The organism is Streptomyces sp. NPDC031379, assembly GCF_055569615.1.
Genome location: NZ_JBVIIT010000007.1, coordinates 1 through 17,969 on the forward strand (window position 1 = coordinate 1; position 17,969 = coordinate 17,969).

General features: G+C 70.7%; 16 protein-coding genes and 2 tRNA genes. 4 read left to right on the plus strand and 14 right to left on the minus strand.

Annotated elements, in window-relative coordinates; all coding sequences use genetic code 11:
- Positions 1–102: 102 nt before the first annotated feature.
- Positions 103–660, minus strand: a complete 558-nt coding sequence (locus tag ACZ5CW_RS11795; protein WP_468600155.1) for an HIT family protein — start codon at positions 658–660, stop codon at positions 103–105.
- 67 nt (positions 661–727) lie between these two features.
- Here ACZ5CW_RS11795 and ACZ5CW_RS11800 point away from each other — a divergent pair, with 67 nt between their 5' ends.
- The gene (locus tag ACZ5CW_RS11800) at positions 728–1,390 is read left to right on the plus strand and encodes a potassium channel family protein (RefSeq protein ID WP_468600156.1); all 663 of its coding nucleotides are present in this window, start codon (positions 728–730) and stop codon (positions 1,388–1,390) included.
- Between the two features lie 27 nt (positions 1,391–1,417).
- Here the strand turns inward: ACZ5CW_RS11800 and thrS are convergent, their stop codons facing one another.
- The 3 genes from thrS to ACZ5CW_RS11815 form a co-directional block, all read right to left on the minus strand.
- Positions 1,418–3,394 (minus strand): threonine--tRNA ligase, encoded by a 1,977-nt coding sequence (thrS, locus tag ACZ5CW_RS11805; protein ID WP_468600157.1) that lies wholly within the window; start codon positions 3,392–3,394, stop codon positions 1,418–1,420.
- A gap of 205 nt (positions 3,395–3,599) precedes the next feature.
- Positions 3,600–4,841 (minus strand): hypothetical protein, encoded by a 1,242-nt coding sequence (locus ACZ5CW_RS11810; RefSeq protein WP_468600158.1) that lies wholly within the window; start codon positions 4,839–4,841, stop codon positions 3,600–3,602.
- Complete coding sequence (locus ACZ5CW_RS11815; protein ID WP_468600159.1) at positions 4,838–5,404, minus strand: DUF4365 domain-containing protein; 567 nt, start codon at positions 5,402–5,404, stop codon at positions 4,838–4,840. The genes ACZ5CW_RS11810 and ACZ5CW_RS11815 overlap by 4 nt, the downstream gene beginning before the upstream one ends.
- 168 nt (positions 5,405–5,572) lie before the next feature.
- Here ACZ5CW_RS11815 and ACZ5CW_RS11820 point away from each other — a divergent pair, with 168 nt between their 5' ends.
- Positions 5,573–6,298, plus strand: a complete 726-nt coding sequence (locus ACZ5CW_RS11820; RefSeq protein ID WP_468600160.1) for an exonuclease domain-containing protein — start codon at positions 5,573–5,575, stop codon at positions 6,296–6,298.
- 57 nt (positions 6,299–6,355) lie between these two features.
- Here ACZ5CW_RS11820 and ACZ5CW_RS11825 read toward each other — a convergent pair.
- From ACZ5CW_RS11825 to ACZ5CW_RS11870, 10 genes are all read right to left on the minus strand, one after another.
- A tRNA-Val gene (locus ACZ5CW_RS11825) sits at positions 6,356–6,427 on the minus strand.
- Positions 6,428–6,466: 39 nt separating this feature from the next.
- Complete coding sequence (locus ACZ5CW_RS11830; RefSeq protein ID WP_468600161.1) at positions 6,467–6,913, minus strand: SRPBCC family protein; 447 nt, start codon at positions 6,911–6,913, stop codon at positions 6,467–6,469.
- A 122-nt stretch (positions 6,914–7,035) separates the two neighbouring features.
- The gene (locus ACZ5CW_RS11835; protein ID WP_468600162.1) at positions 7,036–9,774 is read right to left on the minus strand and encodes an exo-rhamnogalacturonan lyase family protein; all 2,739 of its coding nucleotides are present in this window, start codon (positions 9,772–9,774) and stop codon (positions 7,036–7,038) included.
- A gap of 109 nt (positions 9,775–9,883) precedes the next feature.
- Positions 9,884–10,474, minus strand: coding sequence for a hypothetical protein (locus ACZ5CW_RS11840; protein WP_468600163.1), 591 nt, complete (start codon positions 10,472–10,474; stop codon positions 9,884–9,886).
- A gap of 10 nt (positions 10,475–10,484) precedes the next feature.
- The gene (locus ACZ5CW_RS11845; protein WP_468600164.1) at positions 10,485–11,357 is read right to left on the minus strand and encodes a carbohydrate ABC transporter permease; all 873 of its coding nucleotides are present in this window, start codon (positions 11,355–11,357) and stop codon (positions 10,485–10,487) included.
- Positions 11,354–12,313, minus strand: coding sequence for a carbohydrate ABC transporter permease (locus tag ACZ5CW_RS11850; RefSeq protein ID WP_468600165.1), 960 nt, complete (start codon positions 12,311–12,313; stop codon positions 11,354–11,356). Before ACZ5CW_RS11850 ends, ACZ5CW_RS11845 begins: the two co-directional genes overlap by 4 nt.
- Before the next feature lie 11 nt (positions 12,314–12,324).
- The gene (locus ACZ5CW_RS11855; RefSeq protein ID WP_468600166.1) at positions 12,325–13,608 is read right to left on the minus strand and encodes an ABC transporter substrate-binding protein; all 1,284 of its coding nucleotides are present in this window, start codon (positions 13,606–13,608) and stop codon (positions 12,325–12,327) included.
- Between the two features lie 195 nt (positions 13,609–13,803).
- Complete coding sequence (locus ACZ5CW_RS11860; RefSeq protein WP_468600167.1) at positions 13,804–14,781, minus strand: alpha/beta fold hydrolase; 978 nt, start codon at positions 14,779–14,781, stop codon at positions 13,804–13,806.
- A 1,042-nt stretch (positions 14,782–15,823) separates the two neighbouring features.
- Positions 15,824–15,895: transfer RNA gene (locus tag ACZ5CW_RS11865), tRNA-Val, on the minus strand.
- An 85-nt stretch (positions 15,896–15,980) separates the two neighbouring features.
- Positions 15,981–16,472 carry a TIGR02611 family protein gene (locus tag ACZ5CW_RS11870; RefSeq protein WP_468600168.1) on the minus strand — a complete coding sequence of 164 codons (492 nt, stop codon included), beginning with the start codon at positions 16,470–16,472 and terminating at the stop codon, positions 15,981–15,983.
- A 191-nt stretch (positions 16,473–16,663) separates the two neighbouring features.
- Here ACZ5CW_RS11870 and ACZ5CW_RS11875 point away from each other — a divergent pair, with 191 nt between their 5' ends.
- Positions 16,664–17,077 carry an SsgA family sporulation/cell division regulator gene (locus ACZ5CW_RS11875; RefSeq protein WP_004002642.1) on the plus strand — a complete coding sequence of 138 codons (414 nt, stop codon included), beginning with the start codon at positions 16,664–16,666 and terminating at the stop codon, positions 17,075–17,077.
- 314 nt (positions 17,078–17,391) lie between these two features.
- Positions 17,392–17,952 carry a CGNR zinc finger domain-containing protein gene (locus ACZ5CW_RS11880; RefSeq protein ID WP_468600169.1) on the plus strand — a complete coding sequence of 187 codons (561 nt, stop codon included), beginning with the start codon at positions 17,392–17,394 and terminating at the stop codon, positions 17,950–17,952.
- Positions 17,953–17,969 lie beyond the last annotated feature (17 nt).

Sequence of the window (17,969 nt, forward strand, 5' to 3'; positions counted from 1 at the left end):
CCCCCCCCCCCCCCCCCCCCCCCCCCCCCCCCCCCCCCCCCCCCCCCCCCCCCCCCCCCCCCCCCCCCCCCCCCCCCCCCCCCCCCCCCCCCCCTGGGCCGTTCATTCCGGCCAGGCCTCCGCCAGCATCTTCCTGGTGTCCGCCAGCAGCTGCGGCAGCACCTTGGTGTGGCCGACCACCGGCATGAAGTTCGTGTCGCCGCCCCAGCGCGGGACGATGTGCTGGTGCAGGTGGGCGGCGATGCCGGCGCCCGCCACCGTGCCCTGGTTCATACCGATGTTGAAGCCGTGCGCGCCGGAGGCGGTGCGCAAGGCCGTCATCGCCTGCTTGGTCAGCTCGGCCAGCTCGGCGGTCTCCGGACCGGTCAGATCGGTGTAGTCGGCCACGTGCCGGTAGGGCACGGTCATCAGGTGGCCACCGTTGTACGGGTAGAGGTTGAGGACCGCGTACACGTGCTCGCCGCGCCGCACGATCAGCCCGTCCTCGTCGGACTTGGCCGGGATCGAGCAGAAGGGGCAGCCGTCGTCGGCCCCCGGGCCGGTCGGCTTGTTCTCGCCCTGGATGTAGGCCATCCGGTGGGGCGTCCACAGGCGCTGGAACGCGTCCTGCGTCCCCACTCCGATCTGCTGCTCCGGCTCACTCGTCATGCTAGGCAGCATATGGCTTCGCCCGTTCCCGGCGTGTCGCCGGGGCTCCCGGGGGACGGTCTCCGGCCAAGCTTGGCCGGTGGACGACGACAGCCTTGCGGTTCGCTGGGAACAGCGCACGGAGATCCCCCTCTTCGCGGGGTCACTGGTCTTCACGGCCGCCTATGCCACCCGTGTCCTGGCCGTGACGCTGCCGTCCGGCTGGCGGAACCTGTGCGGGGCCGCGATGCTCGTGCTCTGGCTGCTGTTCGCGGTGGACTACGTGGTGCGCTGGCGTCTCGGCGGGCAGCGCTTCCTGCGCTTCGTCACCACGCACTTCCTGCACACGGTGGTGGTTCTCCTGCCGCTGCTGCGCCCGCTGCGGATCGTCCCGCTCTACGACGTCATCCAGCGCCGGCAGGGTGAGCCCCGGCTCACCCTGTACGCACGCGTGATCGCCTACGCGAGCCTGTCCACGCTGCTGCTCGGCTTCTCCGGCGCCCTCGCGGTCTACCAGCAGGAGCGTGGGGCGCCGGGCGCCACCATGCGCACGTTCGGGGACGCCCTGTGGTGGGCCGCCTCGACCCTCAGCACGGTCGGCTACGGCGACATCACTCCGGTCACCACCCTCGGCCGGACGATCGCGATGGGGATGATGGCCTGCGGGCTGGGCCTGCTCGGCGCGGTGACGGGTTCGTTCTCGTCGTGGCTGATGCAGACGTTCTCCCGCGAGGGCGACGTGGGAAAGCCCCCGGGACGGTGATCCCGGGGGCTTTCAGGTACGGGCGGTTCAGACCTGGGTCCGCTCCTCCACGACCTTGGCGATCTTGGCGATGGCCTCGTCGAACGGGATGCCGTTCTCCTGGGAGCCGTCGCGGTAGCGGAAGGACACCGAGCCGTTCGACATGTCCTCGTCGCCCGCGATGACCATGAAGGGCACCTTCTGCTTCTGGGCGTTGCGGATCTTCTTCTGCATGCGGTCCGAGGAGGAGTCCACCTCGACGCGCAGGCCCTGCTTCTTGGCCGCGGCCGCGAACTTCTCCAGGTACTCCACGTGCGCGTCGCCGATCGGGATGCCGATCGCCTGCACCGGGGCGAGCCAGGCCGGGAAGGCGCCCGCGTAGTGCTCGAGGAGGACGGCGAAGAACCGCTCGATGGAGCCGAACAGGGCGCGGTGGATCATGACCGGGCGCTGCTTGGAGCCGTCGGGGCCGGTGTACTCGAGGTTGAACCGCTCGGGCAGGTTGAAGTCGAGCTGGATGGTCGACATCTGCCAGGTGCGGCCGATCGCGTCCTTGGCCTGGACGGAGATCTTCGGGCCGTAGAAGGCGGCGCCGCCCGGGTCGGGCACGAGGGGCAGGCCCTGCTTCTCGGCGACCTGGCGCAGGGTCTCGGTCGCCTCTTCCCAGACCTCGTCGGAGCCGACGAACTTCTCCGGGTCCTTGGTGGACAGCTCCAGGTAGAAGTCGGTCAGGCCGTAGTCGCGCAGCAGGTTCAGGACGAAGGTGAGCGTCTTGTCCAGCTCGTCGGACATCTGCTCACGGGTGCAGTAGATGTGCGCGTCGTCCTGGGTGAAGCCGCGGGCACGGGTCAGGCCGTGCACGACGCCCGACTTCTCGTACCGGTACACGGTCCCGAACTCGAAGAGGCGCAGCGGCAGTTCGCGGTAGGAGCGGCCGCGCGCGTCGAAGATCAGGTTGTGCATCGGGCAGTTCATGGGCTTGAGGTAGTAGTCCACGCCCTCGTCGAGCTGCATGGGCGGGTACATGCCCTCGGCGTACCAGTCCAGGTGCCCGGACGTCTCGAAGAGCTTCCCCTTCGTCGCGTGCGGGGTGTAGACGAACTCGTAGCCCTCTTCCTCGTGCCGGCGGCGCGAGTAGTCCTCCATCACGCGGCGGACGATGCCGCCCTTGGGGTGGAAGACGGCGAGGCCGGAGCCGATCTGCTCGGGGATGGAGAACAGGTCGAGTTCGTTGCCCAGCTTGCGGTGGTCGCGCTTCTCCGCCTCGGCGAGGAAGTCCAGGTACCCCTTCAGCTCGTCCTTGGACGGCCAGGCGGTGCCGTAGATGCGCTGGAGCATCGGGTTCTTCTCGCTGCCGCGCCAGTAGGCGGCCGCGTTGCGCATCAGCTTGAACGCCGGGATGAGCCGGGTCGAGGGCAGGTGCGGACCACGGCAGAGGTCCTTCCAGCACAGCTCGCCGGTCTTGGCGTCCAGGTTGTCGTAGATCGTCAGCTCGCCGGCGCCGACCTCCACGTCCGCGCCGTCGTCGTGCGACGCCGAACCCTTGAGGCCGATCAGCTCCAGCTTGTACGGCTCGCCCGCAAGCTCCTCGCGGGCGGCCTCGTCGGTGACGACGCGGCGGGCGAACTTCTGCCCGCGCTTCTGGATCTCCTGCATCTTCTTCTCGATGGCCTTGAGATCCTCGGGCGTGAACGGCTTCTCGACGTCGAAGTCGTAGTAGAAGCCGTCCTTGACGGGCGGGCCGATGCCCAGCTTGGCCTCGGGGAACAGCTCCTGCACGGCCTGCGCCATGACGTGCGCGGTGGAGTGGCGCAGGATGTTCAGGCCGTCCTCGGACGAGATCTCGACACCCTCGACCTCGTCACCGTCGGACAGCGCGTACGCGAGGTCCTTCAGCTCGCCGCCCACGCGCGCGGCGATGATCGAGCGCTCGCCCGCGAAGAGGTCGGCGGCCGTAGTGCCCGTCGTCACCACACGTTCTTCCCGCTCGGAATCGCGCTGGATGATCACACGGACGTCTGACACCGGTCTCTCCTGACTGAAGGTGGGGTGCGGCGCCATACCAGGAGCGCGCGCACAGGCGATCGTACCGACCCGACGGCGCCGACGGCGAAACGGCCACCCTCGGTACCCGACCCCTCACACCCCGGGTCCCGGTCTCGTACGGCTCGGTCCCCGTCCCCGTAGGACGCGGTCGCTCCCCGTAGGACTCGGTCGCTCCCCGTACGCCTCAGTCGCCGTCCTCGTACGCCTCCCCGCACGCCTCCTCGAAGAAGGCGCCTTCCTCGTCGGTCTCCCCCAGGGACTTCATCAGCCGGTCCCGCTCGGCGTCGTCCACCTGCAGGGGTACGACCCCGCAGGCGCCGGTGAGCCTGCGGAAGCCGCCCCGGCGCTCCAGCCGGCCCTGCACGCGCACCGGCAGTCCGACGAGGTGGGCGTGGCCGGCGACGCGGTAGTCCGCCTCGTCCAGGGTGACGCGGAGGTGCGGGACCTCGGCGCCGGCGAGGACGCGCAGGCGTACGGTGCCCTCGCCGCCGGGTCCGGAGCGGCGCATGCGGACGACGGCGCCGGTGATCCTGACCGGCACGGAGGGCTCGTCACGCAGGTAGCGGGCCGCGGCCTCGCGCAGGACGGGCAGGTCGCCGGGTGAGAACTCGACGGGTTCGGCGGAGCCGGCGCAGCCCTCGGGGACGCCGGCGCCGGGAGCCCAGGCGACGGCGACGCGGGCCCCCTCGGTGCCCCGGACGAGCGCGGTGAGCGCCTCGGCCAGCTCGCGGCTGACACCGGCCTCGACAGCACCGTCGAACGCGTCCATGCCGCCGGTGGCCCGCTGGTAGTCGATCGCCTCGCGGGCCGCGTACAGGGCCTGGTGGAGGCGGACGGCGAGCACGCGGCCGGCGGGCACGGGCACGAACGCGGTCACGGTGCGGCCCCCTGCGGCGGGGCCGACGAGGACGTCCTCGAGGAGGGCGGCGGCCGGCCTGCGGTGCCGGGCGCCGTGGTAGCCGGCCCGCGCGCGCGTGGCGAGGGCGGCGGCGAGCAGCAGCCGGCGGGCGGCGCCGCGCAGTTGCTCGTCGGCCGTCCAGGGGGCGGCGCCGACGGGTCCGCTCGGGGTGTCCCGCCACCAGCGGATCTCGTCGCTCGGGACGGCGAGGGCGATCAGCACCTCGTGGGCGGAGGGGGTGTCGCTGCGGGAGAGGGCGTCGAGGGCCTCGCCGAGCAGGTCGTCGCTGTCGGGGAAGGCGCGGCTCTCCGGCACGAGCAGGCTGGTCCCGCCGCCGCCGGGCCCCGGTGGGGTCCAGCGGCCGTAGCGCCCGGCCGCGCCGCCGCGCCGCTGCCAGCCGTGCCGGTGCAGCAGGGCACCGAGCACGGTGGGGTCGACCTCGGCGGGCTCCGGCGGGCGGTTCCAGGGCGGTTCGCCGGGGTGCGGCCGGACCTGCCGGACCGGCTCCTCGTGGGGACGGCTTCTCATGGCCTGCCTCCCGTCCCGACCCGCGTCATGATCTCGCACAGCGCCCGGTCGTCGAAGATGCGTGAGGTCGGTATCCGCACGGTGGTCCGATGCCGGCCGGTGACGGGGTGGCCGGCGAGGTTGATCCAGTAGCAGCAGTGCCGGAGGTCGAGCCGGTCGTGGCCGGCGCGCAGCCAGTCGCCCTGGGAGCGCGGCACGAGCATGACGACCAGGATCTTGTGCACCGAGACGGGCGTGCGGGCGAGCTTGCGCAGATGGTCGTTGTCGAGGGTGAAGGAGAAAAAGCTCCCCGGCGGGTTGGGCGGGACCTGGTAGGTGGCCTTCAGCTGCACCTTGATGGTGATCTCGTCGTCGACGGCGTGTGACGGCGCGCTGTGGCTGACGTGCCAGTCGATGCCGTTGTCCGGAAAGGGCTGGGACAGCGAGCAGCCGGCCGCGGCGGCGACCGCGTGCAGATAGCCGACCTGCAGTGTCTCCATGCAGGCGGTGGTGGCGAGCGTGCCGCGGAGGGGACCCGTGCGGTCGGGCAGCAGCCCGCCCCGCTCGGGCTGCGCAATGGCCATGACCAACAGCCTTCCAAGCCAGGGGTTTCCCCGCTGTGGGCCGCTGAACTGCAAAGACCCGTACTCCTGTTGTCTCCTTCCGGCGTACCGCGCAAACGGCCCGGGTATCACCAAACAGGCAGAAGACGGAACGTCATCTGCACTGGGTGAACGAGGAGTTGGATGGGGATGACGACCTGGTACGAGGGGCCGCTGGCCGCCTTCGACACGGAGACGACGGGCGTGGACGTCGAGACCGACCGGATCGTGTCGGCCGCCGTCGTCGTCCAGGACGCGCCGGGCACCCGGCCGCGGATCGTCCGCTGGCTGGTGAACCCGGGTGTGCCGGTGCCGGAGGCGGCGACGGCGGTGCATGGGCTGACGGAGGAGCACCTGCAGCGCAACGGCCGCTGGCCGGCGCCGGTGATGTACGAGATAGCCGAGCAGCTGGCCGAGCACGCGGCGATGGGGCGGCCGCTGGTGGTGATGAACGCGCCGTTCGATCTGACGCTGCTGGACCGGGAGTTGCGCCGGCACCGGGCGTCGTCGCTGGACCGCTGGTTCGAGTCGGTGCCGCTCAGGGTGCTGGACCCGCGCGTGCTGGACAAGCATCTGGACCGCTACCGCAAGGGCCGCCGCACGCTGACCGACCTGTGCGCGCACTACGAGGTGACGCTGCAGGACGCGCACGACGCGGCGGCGGACGCGCTGGCCGCGCTGGACGTCGTACGGGCCCTGGGCCGCCGTTTCGCGGCCCGGCTCGAGCGCCTCTCCCCCGCCGACCTGCACACGCTCCAGGCCAACTGGCACGCGGCACAGGCGCGCGGCCTCCAGGCGTGGTTCGCGCGCAGCGGCTCGGAGGAGATCGTCAGCACGGAGTGGCCCCTGCGGCCGGAGCTGCCGGCGGCGGCGTAGGGGTGCGCCGGGAAGCGGAAGAGCCGGCCCGCGGTTTGCGGACCGGCTCTTTCCCGGTGGGCGATACTGGGTTCGAACCAGTGACCTCTTCGGTGTGAACGAAGCGCTCTCCCACTGAGCTAATCGCCCGGGAACGCACTGAACAATACAGGTCCCCCGGGTATGACTTCAAACCGCTTCGAGGTACCGCAGCAGCCCGCGCCGTCCGGCGGCCATCATCAGCCGGTGGTTGGCCCGAAAGACGGGGCGTCCCGGCACGGCCAGCCGTCTGAGCAGGGGCTTGGTCACGTCGACGACCTGGTCGTACCGGGCCAGGGTGCCCGCTTCGTCCGGTGTGACCGTCCAGCGGGCCCACCCCTCGATGTCACCCGACACGGCGACCTCCAGCACCCCGGCGGCCGGATCGCGCCGCGTCTGACGTGCGGTGAAGGTCAGGGCGTAGGGCAGCACGGAGCGGATGGTGAGGACGCCGGTGCCGTCGTGCAGCCGGGTCACCGCCCGCACCTGTGGCCACCAGCGGGGATAGTCCTCGGGCCGCTCCAGCGCCGCGTACACGGCGGCCGGCGGGGCGGGCAGGGACCACAGGCTGCGGAAGCGGTAGTGGTTCCGGTCCATGGGCCGAGTGTGCCCCGCCGGACGCATAAATCTGAGTACGCGTACTCATGCGCCATGCCGTGACGCGGACCACACTCGGGGGACGAGCGCCGCCGCCCGTGCGACGGCGCTCCCCTCACCTGCTACGACGGCATCCTGTCGCCGAGCAGGGCCAGGTTCTCGATGGCCGCGAGGCCATAGAGGGCGGTGTCGTTGGTGGACACCCAGCTCGCCTCGCCGCCCTCGACCAGGGTGGCCGGTCCGGTCAGCTTCTCGGTCTTCCACGGCGAGGACTCGGTGTAGCCGTCGGAGCTGTAGAACTTGGTCCAGGCGCGCCTGGCGAGCGCGGCGTCACCGGTCTGTACGGCGGCGTAGGCGTCGAGGCGCGAATGCCCCTGGAAGAGCAGCAGTGTGCCGAAGTCGGAGCCGTAACGGGCCGCCTGTTCCGCCTTGGTGGCGTTGAAGTATCGGCAGTAGTCCAGGTAGGCCTCCTTGAAGTCGGGCATGTCGACCAGGTGGATCAGCTCCGCGCACAGCTCGTTGAGACCGAAGACGGCGGAGAGGTGCGAGACGGACACCGCCGGCTTGTCGGCGACGGCGAACCTGCCGGTGTCGATGTCGTACAGGCCGCTGCCCTGGACGAAGCCGTTGGGCTGGGCGGCGATGGTCTCCATGGTGGACAGAACTCGTGCCTTGGCCTTCTCCCACTGGGGGCCCTTGCGTTCCCACTCGGTGAGCCAGGCCGAGACCAGGCCGCTCCAGTCGGTGCCGAAGCCGATGGACAGGGCGTGCGGGTCGGGGGTGTAGGGGTCGGTGCGGACCTTGCGCTGCGGGTCGAGGACGAGGAACGTCTCGTCGGAGTCGACGTTGGCGCGCATGAGGTCGCCGACGCGTTCGTCGGCGGTGAGGAAGTAGTAGAAGCGCCGGTACGTCGTGTTGGCGATGCGCTGCTGCTTGGCGCTGTCCGCGAAGTGCTGGACGCCGTGCCTGGTGCCGAGACCCGCCCACTTGCCGAGGTGGTAGACGTCGACCTCGCCGGTGTGCCGGGTCATCGCCTCGGCGAAGCGGAAGATGTCCGATCGGCCGCTCCTGAGGTACGCGTACCAAAGCCACAGGTCGGGCGACAGCTCGGAGTTGTCCCAGGCGTAGCCCCCGATGTCGTACCGCCACACGTGCCGTGCCGAGTCGTAGGTGTGCATGATGTCGCCGTAGTCCCAGAAGCCGTACCACCGGCGCATCTCCACCTGGTCCTTGTAGTAGGTGAAGAGGAAGTCGAGGTGGTCCTCGATCTTCGCCTTGGCGGCGGTGGAGCGGTCCGGCTCGGAGTAGAGGCCGGGACCGAAGACCTTGGCCTTGATGAGCTGCCTGGGCGGGGCGGCGAGCTGCGGCAGGGTCCGGACGGCCTTCACCTGGGCCGCGAGGGTCTCGGCCGCGGGCGTGGACTCGTCGGCCCAGAAGAGGAGTTCGGAGGTGCGGGCGATGCCGTACGGGGTGCCGAACTCCGGCTCGTAGTCCTCGTAGGTGATGTTGAGGCCTTCGAGCTGTTCGGCGTAGGTGTCCTGGCCCATGCCGTCGTGGTAGAAGCGCAGGTCCATGGGCTGGGCCTCGGGCGACCAGAGCCAGAGGGTGACGGTGGCCTCGTCGGTGTGGGCGTCGCGGATGTCGAGCTGGGCGGGGAACTTCTCCCAGAAGTCCCTGAGGCCGAAGGAGAGACCGCCGCTCGCGCCGCCGACGTACCCGAAGCCGGAGGCCCGCCTGCCGCCGCCGGCGCCGATCCAGCCGTGGCCCTTCTTGGTGCGCTTGCGCACGGTGAAGCCGTCGGCGGAGAGCTGGGAGAGGGTGTGGTCGCCCCAGTGCGGGATGTACTGCAGGCGGGTGGTGACGCGCTGGTCCCAGGTGGCCGGGTCGGGAAGCTTCCTGCCTTCGTACTGGGCCGCCTGGACGGCGGCGCCCGGGTCGCGGCGCAGGCCGGTGATCCCCTGGACGGCCTCCCGCAGCAGGCCGGTGCCCTCGCCGCCGATGCGGATGTGCCGGTCGTAGGCCGCGTCCCGCATCGGCACGGTGAAGCGGACGCCGAGCCCGCGGATGAAGTCACCGCTCGCCCTGCCGGGCTCCTGCGTGCCGTCGTAGGTGATGGTGTGCACCATCCGGAAGGAGTCGGAGCCGGCGTAGAAGTACAGACGGACGGAGAACGGCAGCAGGCCGCGGTCACCCTTGCGGTGCTTGCCGTCGATGCGGACCACGGCACGGACCGGGCCGTCCTGCTCGACGGTGACCTCGCCGATCACGCCGTCGAAGCGCTCGGTCTTCACCGTTCCCTGGTCCCCGTCCTCGATCTCGGGCTGCCGGACGAGGACGAGCCTGCCGTTCCTGGCGATCTCGGTGGACCCGCGGGTGACCGATCTGATGAGCGTCGAGCCGTTCTTGCCGATCTTCGCGGTGATGACACCGGTGGACACGTCGATGGTGCCGCCGCTCTCGTCGACGGTGATCTTCTTCTCCGGTGCCGCGGGCGTGCCGGCGGTCAGGGTGAGCTTGCCCGAGCCCGAACCGACCGCGTGGGCGGTCCACTTCAGGGAGCCGTCGGGCCAGTAGGCGAGCGGCCAGGTCTGTACGGGGACGTCCTTGCCGTCGGCGTCCGTGAGCGCGAAGGTCTGGTCCTTCTGAAAGGCACCCATGGGCCAGGGCACGCCGACCGTGGAGCCGGGGGCCGCGCCGAGGCCGCCGTCCTCCAGCCAGTCGAGGGTCACCGGGTCGGCGCCGTCGGCCGCGGCTCCCGGCGCGGCCGCGGCGTCCTTCGCTCCTAGGGCCCAGCTGAACTGGGCGGCGGCTCCGGCGGCCGCGGCGGCCTTGAGAAGGGACCTGCGGGGGATGGGGGACATGGCCTTTCCTCTCCGTGCGGGACGTCTTTGTTCCAAGCGAGTGGTCAGGGGCATGACAGACAGAGGCGCGGCGCCGAGGGCACCGGCCCTGAACGGGGGCACTGCCGCCTCAGCGGCGCCGGTACCGCTCCTCCACGGCGACGGCCGCCGCCGCGACGGCTCCGAGCACGGGGACCGCCAGCGGTGCGATGAGCAGGGCGGAGCCGAGGGTGAGGGCCACACCGCCGACGAGCAGGAAGGATCCGGCCGGGTCGAGGACCGTACGGCGGCCCGCCTCGGCGAGCAGCGCGCGCCAGCGGTCCCCCGGCGCCCAGACGGCCGCCGCGCGCAGCCCGGTCACGACGAGTCCGAGCAGCGCGAACAGTCCTGCGGCCCCCATCAGCGGCCCGCCGGGCAGCCCGGCCCGCACGGCGGTCACGTCCACCCGGACCAGGGCCACGGCGACCCACCCGCCGATGCCGACCGCCCAGCCCCCGCGCAGGGCGGCCCGGAAGTCGGCGGTGAACTCCCGCAGGCCGCCGCCCTGGTGCCCCGCACGACGGCGCAGGTGCCGGGCGCCGGCGGCGAACGCGGCAGGGTAGGTGACCACGCCCAGCGAGGCCACCGCGATCCACACACCGGTCAGCAGACACTCGGCGAAGATCCCGAAACGCTCGGCGAGCACGTACTCCTTGCGTGCCTTCACGCGCACGTCGGCCATGGTGACCGCCTCAGCCCTTCAGTCCGGAGGTGGCCATGCCGTCGATCAGATAGCGCTGGAAGGCGAGGAAGAACAGCAACACCGGCAGCAGCGCCACCAATGACATGGCGATCATGCCGCCGTAGTTGGCGGCCACGCCGTCGGAGTCGCGGAACATCATCAGGCCGAGGGAGACGGTGTACTTGCCGGGCTCGTTCAGGTAGATCAGCGGGCCCATGAAGTCGTTCCAGGCGTTGATGAAGGTGAAGATCGCGCTGGTGATCAGGGCGGGCCGGCACAGGGGCAGCACGATCGACCAGTAGATGCGCAGGTGTCCGCAGCCGTCGAGGCGGGCGGCCTCGTCCAGTTCACGGGGCAGGTTGCGCATGAACTGCACCATGAGGAAGACGAAGAAGGCCTCGGTGGCGAGGAACTTGCCGATCAGCAGCGGGGCGTAGGTGTTGATCCAGCCCAGCTTCTGGAACATCACGTACTGCGGGATCAGCAGCACGTGGTACGGCAGCAGGAGCGTGCCGATCATGAGGGAGAAGAGCAGGTTGCGCCCGGCGAAGTCGACGCGCGCGAAGGCGTACGCGGTCAGCGAGCAGGAGATCAGGACGCCGACGACGGCACCGAGCGCGTAGAAGAGGGAGTTCTGGAAGAACGTCCAGATCGAGATGTCCGCTATGCCGTCGGCGAGGCCCTTGAAATTGGACAGGATCGGGTGGGACGGGAACAGCGTGAGGCTGTTGATGATGTCCTTGCTGGGCTTGAACGAGGCGCCGACGACCCAGAGCACCGGATAGAGGATGACGGCGAGGATCAGCAGGGCGCCGAGGTGCCAGGCGAGGGACCCGGTGCGCCGGCGGTCGAGGACGGCGGGCTTGGTGGTGGTCGCGCTCATCGGGCGCCCTCCTCGTAGTGCACCCACTTCTTCTGGGACCAGAAGAGGACGGCCGTCACCAGGGCCACGGCAAGCAGCAGCATCCAGGCCATCGCGGAGGCGAAGCCCATCTGGGAGTTCTTGAAGCCCTGCTGGTAGAGGTAGCAGGTGTAGACGAGCGTGGCGTCCGCCGGACCGCAGTAGGTGTTGGAGACGACGTAGGCCGAGCCGAAGATCTGGAAGGAGTGGATGGTCTCCAGGAGCACGTTGAAGAACAGCACCGGGGAGATCATCGGCAGGGTGATGTTCCAGAACTTCCGGAAGGGGCCGGCGCCGTCCATCTCGGCGGCCTCGTACAGCTCCCTGGGCACCTGTTTGAGCCCGGCCAGGAAGATGACCATGGGCGCGCCGAACTGCCAGACGGTCAGCGCGACCAGGCAGTAGAGCACCCAGTCGGCGTTGCCCACCCAGCCGCCCACGGGGAAGCCGAGGAAGGACTGGGTACGGTCCACGATCGCGCCGTCGGAGAAGAGGGAGCGCCACACGAAGCCGACCGAGACGCTCGCGCCGATGAGTGAGGGCGCGTAGAAGGCGGCCCGGTAGAAGGCCTGACCTCGTCGGCTCTGCGCGAGCAGCAGGGCGACGCCGAGCGCGAGGAGCAGCTTCAGCGGGGTGCCGATGACGACGTACTTGGCCGTCACCTCCACCGACTTCTGCCATCTCGGGTCGTCGAACATCTTGGTGAAGTTGTCGAACCCGACCCACTTCGGGGTGTTGAAGAGGTTGTAGTCGGTGAACGCGAAGTACAGCGAGGCGACCATCGGGCCCGCGGTCAGCAGCAGGAAGCCGGCGATCCACGGGGACATGAAGAGGTAGCCGGCGAGGTTCTCCCGCCGGCGGCCCGGCCGCCCCGCGGTGGCGGTGGCGGCCGAGCGCGTCCTGGGGGTCGCGGGCACGGAGTCCTTGACGAGCGTCACGGCACTTCCCATCAGGCCTGGAATGCGGCCTCGGACTCGGTGAAGAACTGCTTCACCGCGTCCGCGACCTTCGTCTTGCCCTGTCCGAGGTCCCCGCCGACGCGCAGGAAGGCGGCCTCGATGGTGTCGGCACCGGAGGGGTGCGGGGTGATCGTGCCGAGGACACCGGCCTTCGCGGTGTCGACCTCGTACTGCGCGATCTCCTTGTTCACCGCGTCGGTCGGCTCGTACGCCTCGTACTGCTCGGTGCCGGCCAGGATGCCCCGGTCGTAGCCCATGATCTTGCCGACCTCGGGGTCGTGGACCATGAAGTCGATGAACTGGGCGACTTCCTTGGGGTGCGAGGTGCGGGCGGAGGCGCTGAGCATCAGGGAGGCGAGGTACTGGCCGGTCTGCTTGCCGTCCGTGGTGGGGATCGGGGCGAGGCCGTAGGTGCTGTCGCCCTCCGCCGAGTAACGGACGGTGAAGTTGTCCCAGGTGAACTCCGAGGCGCCGTGGCCGGCGGAGAGCGAGGACTTCGGCTGGTCCTGGGAGACCACCTTCGGGTCGGTGACGATGCCGGCCTTGACGCGGTTGTAGCCGTCGGTCCACCACTCCGTCAGGTCGGCCTGGTCGAAGCCGAGTCCGTCCTGGGTGAAGAACGCCTTGCCGTTCTGCCGGAGGTAGAGGTCGTACAGGTACATGATGGTGAAGTAGCCGGTGTCCCCGGGGACCTTCGTCCTGTCGTGCACCGTCTTCAGGGCCTTGAAGTACTCGTCCCAGGTCCAGCCCTCCTGCGGATCGACGCCCGCCTTCCGGAAGACCTTCTTGTCGATGACGAGCGCCATGGTGTTGGAGCCGACGGGAATGCCGAGCTGCTTGCCGTCGACCTCGCCCACCTTCGTGACGTCCGCGCGGAAGTGATCCAGGCTCAGATTGCCCGCCTGAACCTGGGGCTTGAGGTCGAGGAGAATTCCTCGCTTGTCGTACTTCCGAAGAAAGGTGACGGCGTTCTGGAAAACGTCCGGGGGATTTCCGCCGGCGGCCTGCGTCTGGAACTTCTCCCAGAAGGACTGGTATGTCTGGAAGTCGGTCTTGACCTTGATCTTCGGGTACTTCTTCTCGAAGAGCGCGATGGTCTGGTTGATCTTCTTGGCCCGCTCCTCGGCACCCCACCAGGAGTAACGGATCGTCACCGTTCCGTCGCCGGAACCGCTTCCGCCGCCGCAGCCGGTCGTCGCGGCGAGCCCGAGCGTGGCCGCCGAGGCACCGGCCGCCTTCAGGATCGAACGCCTCTCAAGATTCCTGGTTCCCACAGTCGGGCCCTCCCCGCAGCGTCGTCGCCGCGTCATGAATCGTTTCAAGTAAGCGCTTGCTGGCACAAGTTACGGAGGGGCCCGGGGTGCGTCAATGATTCGGACAGGAATTTCTTGCGGGCGGCGGCGGCCCAGGGCGGCCTGCCGGGCGTTCTCACAGGTGGGAGAGGCGTGACCGACAGGCCGAACGAGCGCTCAGGCGGGCAGCGAAGCCAGCCAGTCGACGAGGATCCGGTTGGTCTCGTCCGGCCGTTCCTGCTGGACGAAGTGGCCGCATCCGTCGATGACGTGCGAGCCGAGGAGGCCGGGGAGAGTCTTCGGATACGCCCGGACGGCGTCGGCCAACCAGGCGAGCGAGGCGTCCCGCGCACCCCCGACGAACAGCGACGGCTGGGTGATCGGGGCGCCGCTGTGACCGGCCAGATCCGCCCAGTCCCGGTCCATGTTCCGGTAGCGGTTCAGCGCCCCGGTCATACCGGTCCGCTCGAACTCCCCCGCGTACACGTCGAGGTCGTCCTCCCCCAGCCAGGCCGGCCGGGCGCCGGTGGGGAAGCGTTCCCGCAGGGTGCCGCCACGGCTGACGAAGTGCGGGTCCGGGGCGCCCGGCGCGGGCATCGTGTCGCCGGACAGGGCCGCGTAGAAACCGGCGAGCCAGCCGCGCACATCGGGCTCGATCTCCGCCTCCGCCCGGCCCGGCCGCTGGAGGTAGGAGACGTAGAACTCCTCCTCGCCGCCCATCCGCGCGAAGACCTCACTGGGCCGCGGGCCACCGGGCGGGGTGTACGGCACCCCCAGCAGACCCACAGCACGGAAGACGTCGGGCCTGGTCAGCGCGGAGGCAGCGGCGATGCTCGCGCCCCAGTCGTGGCCCACGACCACCGCGGACTCCTCCTCCAAGGCCTCCACCACGGCGACGTTGTCCGCGACCAGGTCGAGCATCCGGTACGCCTCCACGGCCGCCGGCCTGGAGGAGCGGCCGTATCCGCGGACGTCGACCGCCACCGCGCGGTAACCGGCGCCGGCCAGCGCCGGCAACTGGTGCCGCCAGGCGTACCACGACTCCGGGAACCCGTGCACGAGCAGCACGAGCGGGCCGCTCCCCTGCTCCACGAGGTGCAGGCGGCCGGCAGGGGAGGACACCAGGCGGTGGGTCCAGTCGGCGTTGCGGGACACGAGAGGCTCCTTGGGTCGGCGGGTGCTGGACGCCCGTGCGGAGGGGGCGGCACCCGATGGTCCGGGGCATGGCCCGACGGGCACGAGGTTTGTTGCCGATTCGGCAAACCCGCAGGTGCATGACGGCGACCGGCGGTTTCGCAAGCCGGGGCCGGGTGAGTCGGCGGGGGGCGGCCTGGGGGGGCCTGGGGCGGACGGTCGGGGGTTGACCTGGGGCGGACAGCCGAGGGCGGATGGCCTGGGGGGATTGACCTGGGATGGGTGGCGGGAGCGTGGACGGCCCGGAAGCGGACGGCCTGGGACGCACGGTCGGGGACCGCTCGGCCCGGCAACGGACGGCCCGGCAACGGACGGCCCGGCAACGGACGGCCCGGCAACGGACGGCCCGGGGACAGACGGTCCGGGAGTCGACGGCCTGGAGGCAGACGGCCGGAGGGCGAACGGTCGAGGGGCGAACGGCCCGGGAGTGGACGACCTGAGGACAGACGGCCCGGGAACGGGACGACCTGAGGACAGACAGCCCAGGGGCGGGAGGATCTGAGGACAGACGGCCCAGGAGCGGGACGGCCTGAGGACAGACGGCCGGAAGGGGAACGCTGGAGGGGCAGACGGCCCCCGAGCGGACGGCGCGCGGACAGACGGCCCGGGAACCGACGGCCCGGGGACAGACGGCCAGAGGGCGGACGGTCGAGGGGCAGACAGCCCGGGAGCGGACAGCGCACGGACACACGGTTCGGGGACCGCTCGGCCCGGCAGCGGACGGCCCGGGGACGGACGACCGGCGGAGGCACGGCCCGGGGACGCGTGGTCGGGGGACGCGTGGTCGGGGGCCGCTCGCCGGTCGGCGCGCCTCGTGTGCGTGCCCTCGGGTCGGCGGCCGGCCGGTCGGGTGTCTCGGCCGCCGCCCTCGTAGGCAGCCGACAGTCGGCCCCCTGAGAGACGCGGCGTCGCCGTTGCCGGGTGCAGGGTCGCGGGCCTGTGGTGACGGGCCGCGCATACGCCGACGGCCCACCTGCTGTCGCAGATGGGCCGTCGGTCCGGGTGGGCGATACTGGGTTCGAACCAGTGACCTCTTCGGTGTGAACGAAGCGCTCTCCCACTGAGCTAATCGCCCGGGCGCAGGAAGAACATTACCCCATGTCAGGGGGTGCCTCCGACCAGGGGCCGGGCCCGCCGGGCGGCCGGCCCCCCGGCGCGGATCACTGGTCCTTGATCTTCCACGGCATCACGAGGCCGAACTTCCACAGGTAGATCCCGACCAGCGTCCCCACGATCACCAGGCCGATCACGGTGAGGGTGATGTTGCGCCGGCGCACCCTGGGGTCCAGGGCCCGGTGGGCCGCCTCGGTGACCTTGCGCTTCGTCCAGCGGAGCACGAGCTGGGCCCAGACGAACTCGGTCGCCCAGATCGCCATGCCGCCGAAGATCACCACCCAGCCGGGTCCCGGCAGCGGCAGCATGACGATGCCGACGGCGACGACCGCCAGGCCGACCACGAAGACGCCGACCTGCCAGCTCAGGTGCAGGGCCCGGCGGGCCTTGATGAATTCCGGCGCGCGGGAGCCGAGCCCGCGCTCGGCGTCGTCCTCGCCCACTCGCCCGTCCGCCTCACTCTCGCCCGTCTCGTCCGCCGCCACGACCTCGTCCGCTGCCACCGCGATCTCGCCCCGCTGGTCACTCCCCGTATTCATACATACAAACCCTACCGGAGTGAATCCGGTCACCGGAATGGCCGTAGGTCTGGTACGAGTTCTCGGCCGGAAGAGTTACGTAAACACACGCAAAACCCTCAGAGGGGTTTACAACGGCACCGTAGGTGGCATGTCGATTTCGCCGACGTGCGAATCCCCGAGCGCACACTGAGCGAAAGGCCCTGGCGCTTATGAACACCACGGTCAGCTGCGAGCTGCACCTGCGCCTCGTTGTGTCGAGCGAGTCCTCCCTGCCTGTCCCCGCAGGCCTGCGGTACGACACGGCCGACCCCTACGCCGTGCACGCCACCTTCCACACCGGAGCCGAGGAGACCGTCGAGTGGGTGTTCGCCCGTGACCTCCTCGCCGAGGGGCTTCACCGGCCCACCGGCACCGGCGACGTCCGCGTCTGGCCATCCCGCAGTCATGGTCAGGGCGTCGTGTGCATCGCCCTCAGCTCCCCGGAGGGAGAGGCCCTGCTGGAGGCCCCGGCGCGGGCCCTGGAGTCCTTCCTGAAGCGAACCGACGCCGCCGTGCCGCCCGGCACGGAGCACCGGCACTTCGACCTGGATCAGGAGCTCTCGCACATCTTGGCGGAGAGCTAGGTCGAGGTCCTTCCGAGCAGCCCGGCGCCGTCCACTCGGGGAGACGGCTCGGGCCAAGACAACCGCATACGGCACGGGCCGGCGCCGTCACCGTGAGTGTTCGCGGGGCGGCGTCGGCCTGTGCGCGGGCGGCGCGGCCCGTGCGGGCGGCGATTTCGCGGCCCCGCGCCCGCGTGATCGGGAACCCCTTGGCACACGGAGGCGTTCTACCGGCAATCGCGGTCGGGCTCGGGCCGGTGCGGTGGGCGCGGTTGTCGCTACCATCGGCCAGCATCGGCGGGCGCCCGCCCGACCCTCAGGCCAGGGAGCAAAACGTGCTGATCACCCACGACACCCGGTGCGCCCTCGACACGGTGGTGGATCTGGTGAACTCCGCGCCGGAGGACGACGCGGCGGCGGACGGACTGCTGGATGTCGCGGCTCTCGCCGACTTCGTGCGAAGGCACGACATGAGCGATGTCGGAGTGCTGTCCGAACTCGACCTCTCGGCGGTGCGCAAGGTCCGGGGCAGGTTCGCGGGGATCTTCGCGGCCCCGGACGCCCGGTCCGCCGCCGGGATGATCAATGAGCTGGTCGCCGCGGCGGGCACCACCCCGCGCCTGACGGACCACGACGGCTACGACTGGCATGTGCACTACTTCGCGCCCGGCGCCTCCGTGGCCGACCATCTCGCCGCCGACTGCGGGATGGCGCTGGCCTTCTTCGTGGTGGCCGGGGAGCAGGAGCGGCTGCGGCGCTGCGAGGCACCGGACTGCCGGCGCGCCTTCGTCGATCTCTCCCGCAACCGCTCGCGCCGCTACTGCGACAGCCGCACCTGCGGGAACCGGCTGCACGTCGCCGCCTACCGGGCCCGGCGCAAGGAAGCGACGGGCTGACACCGCCGCGCCGGGAC

What these genes read in the sequence shown, in the direction of transcription:
- ACZ5CW_RS11845 (WP_468600164.1), bottom strand. Translation starts at nt 11,357, where the DNA reads ATGAGCGCGACCACCACCAAGCCCGCCGTCCTCGACCGCCGGCGCACC.
- ACZ5CW_RS11830 (WP_468600161.1), bottom strand. Translation starts at nt 6,913, where the DNA reads ATGGACCGGAACCACTACCGCTTCCGCAGCCTGTGGTCCCTGCCCGCC.
- ACZ5CW_RS11810 (WP_468600158.1), bottom strand. Translation starts at nt 4,841, where the DNA reads ATGAGAAGCCGTCCCCACGAGGAGCCGGTCCGGCAGGTCCGGCCGCAC.
- ACZ5CW_RS11820 (WP_468600160.1), top strand. Translation starts at nt 5,573, where the DNA reads ATGACGACCTGGTACGAGGGGCCGCTGGCCGCCTTCGACACGGAGACG.
- ACZ5CW_RS11870 (WP_468600168.1), bottom strand. Translation starts at nt 16,472, where the DNA reads ATGAATACGGGGAGTGACCAGCGGGGCGAGATCGCGGTGGCAGCGGAC.
- ACZ5CW_RS11795 (WP_468600155.1), bottom strand. Translation starts at nt 660, where the DNA reads ATGCTGCCTAGCATGACGAGTGAGCCGGAGCAGCAGATCGGAGTGGGG.
- ACZ5CW_RS11840 (WP_468600163.1), bottom strand. Translation starts at nt 10,474, where the DNA reads ATGGCCGACGTGCGCGTGAAGGCACGCAAGGAGTACGTGCTCGCCGAG.
- ACZ5CW_RS11875 (WP_004002642.1), top strand. Translation starts at nt 16,664, where the DNA reads ATGAACACCACGGTCAGCTGCGAGCTGCACCTGCGCCTCGTTGTGTCG.
- ACZ5CW_RS11835 (WP_468600162.1), bottom strand. Translation starts at nt 9,774, where the DNA reads ATGTCCCCCATCCCCCGCAGGTCCCTTCTCAAGGCCGCCGCGGCCGCC.
- ACZ5CW_RS11815 (WP_468600159.1), bottom strand. Translation starts at nt 5,404, where the DNA reads ATGGCCATTGCGCAGCCCGAGCGGGGCGGGCTGCTGCCCGACCGCACG.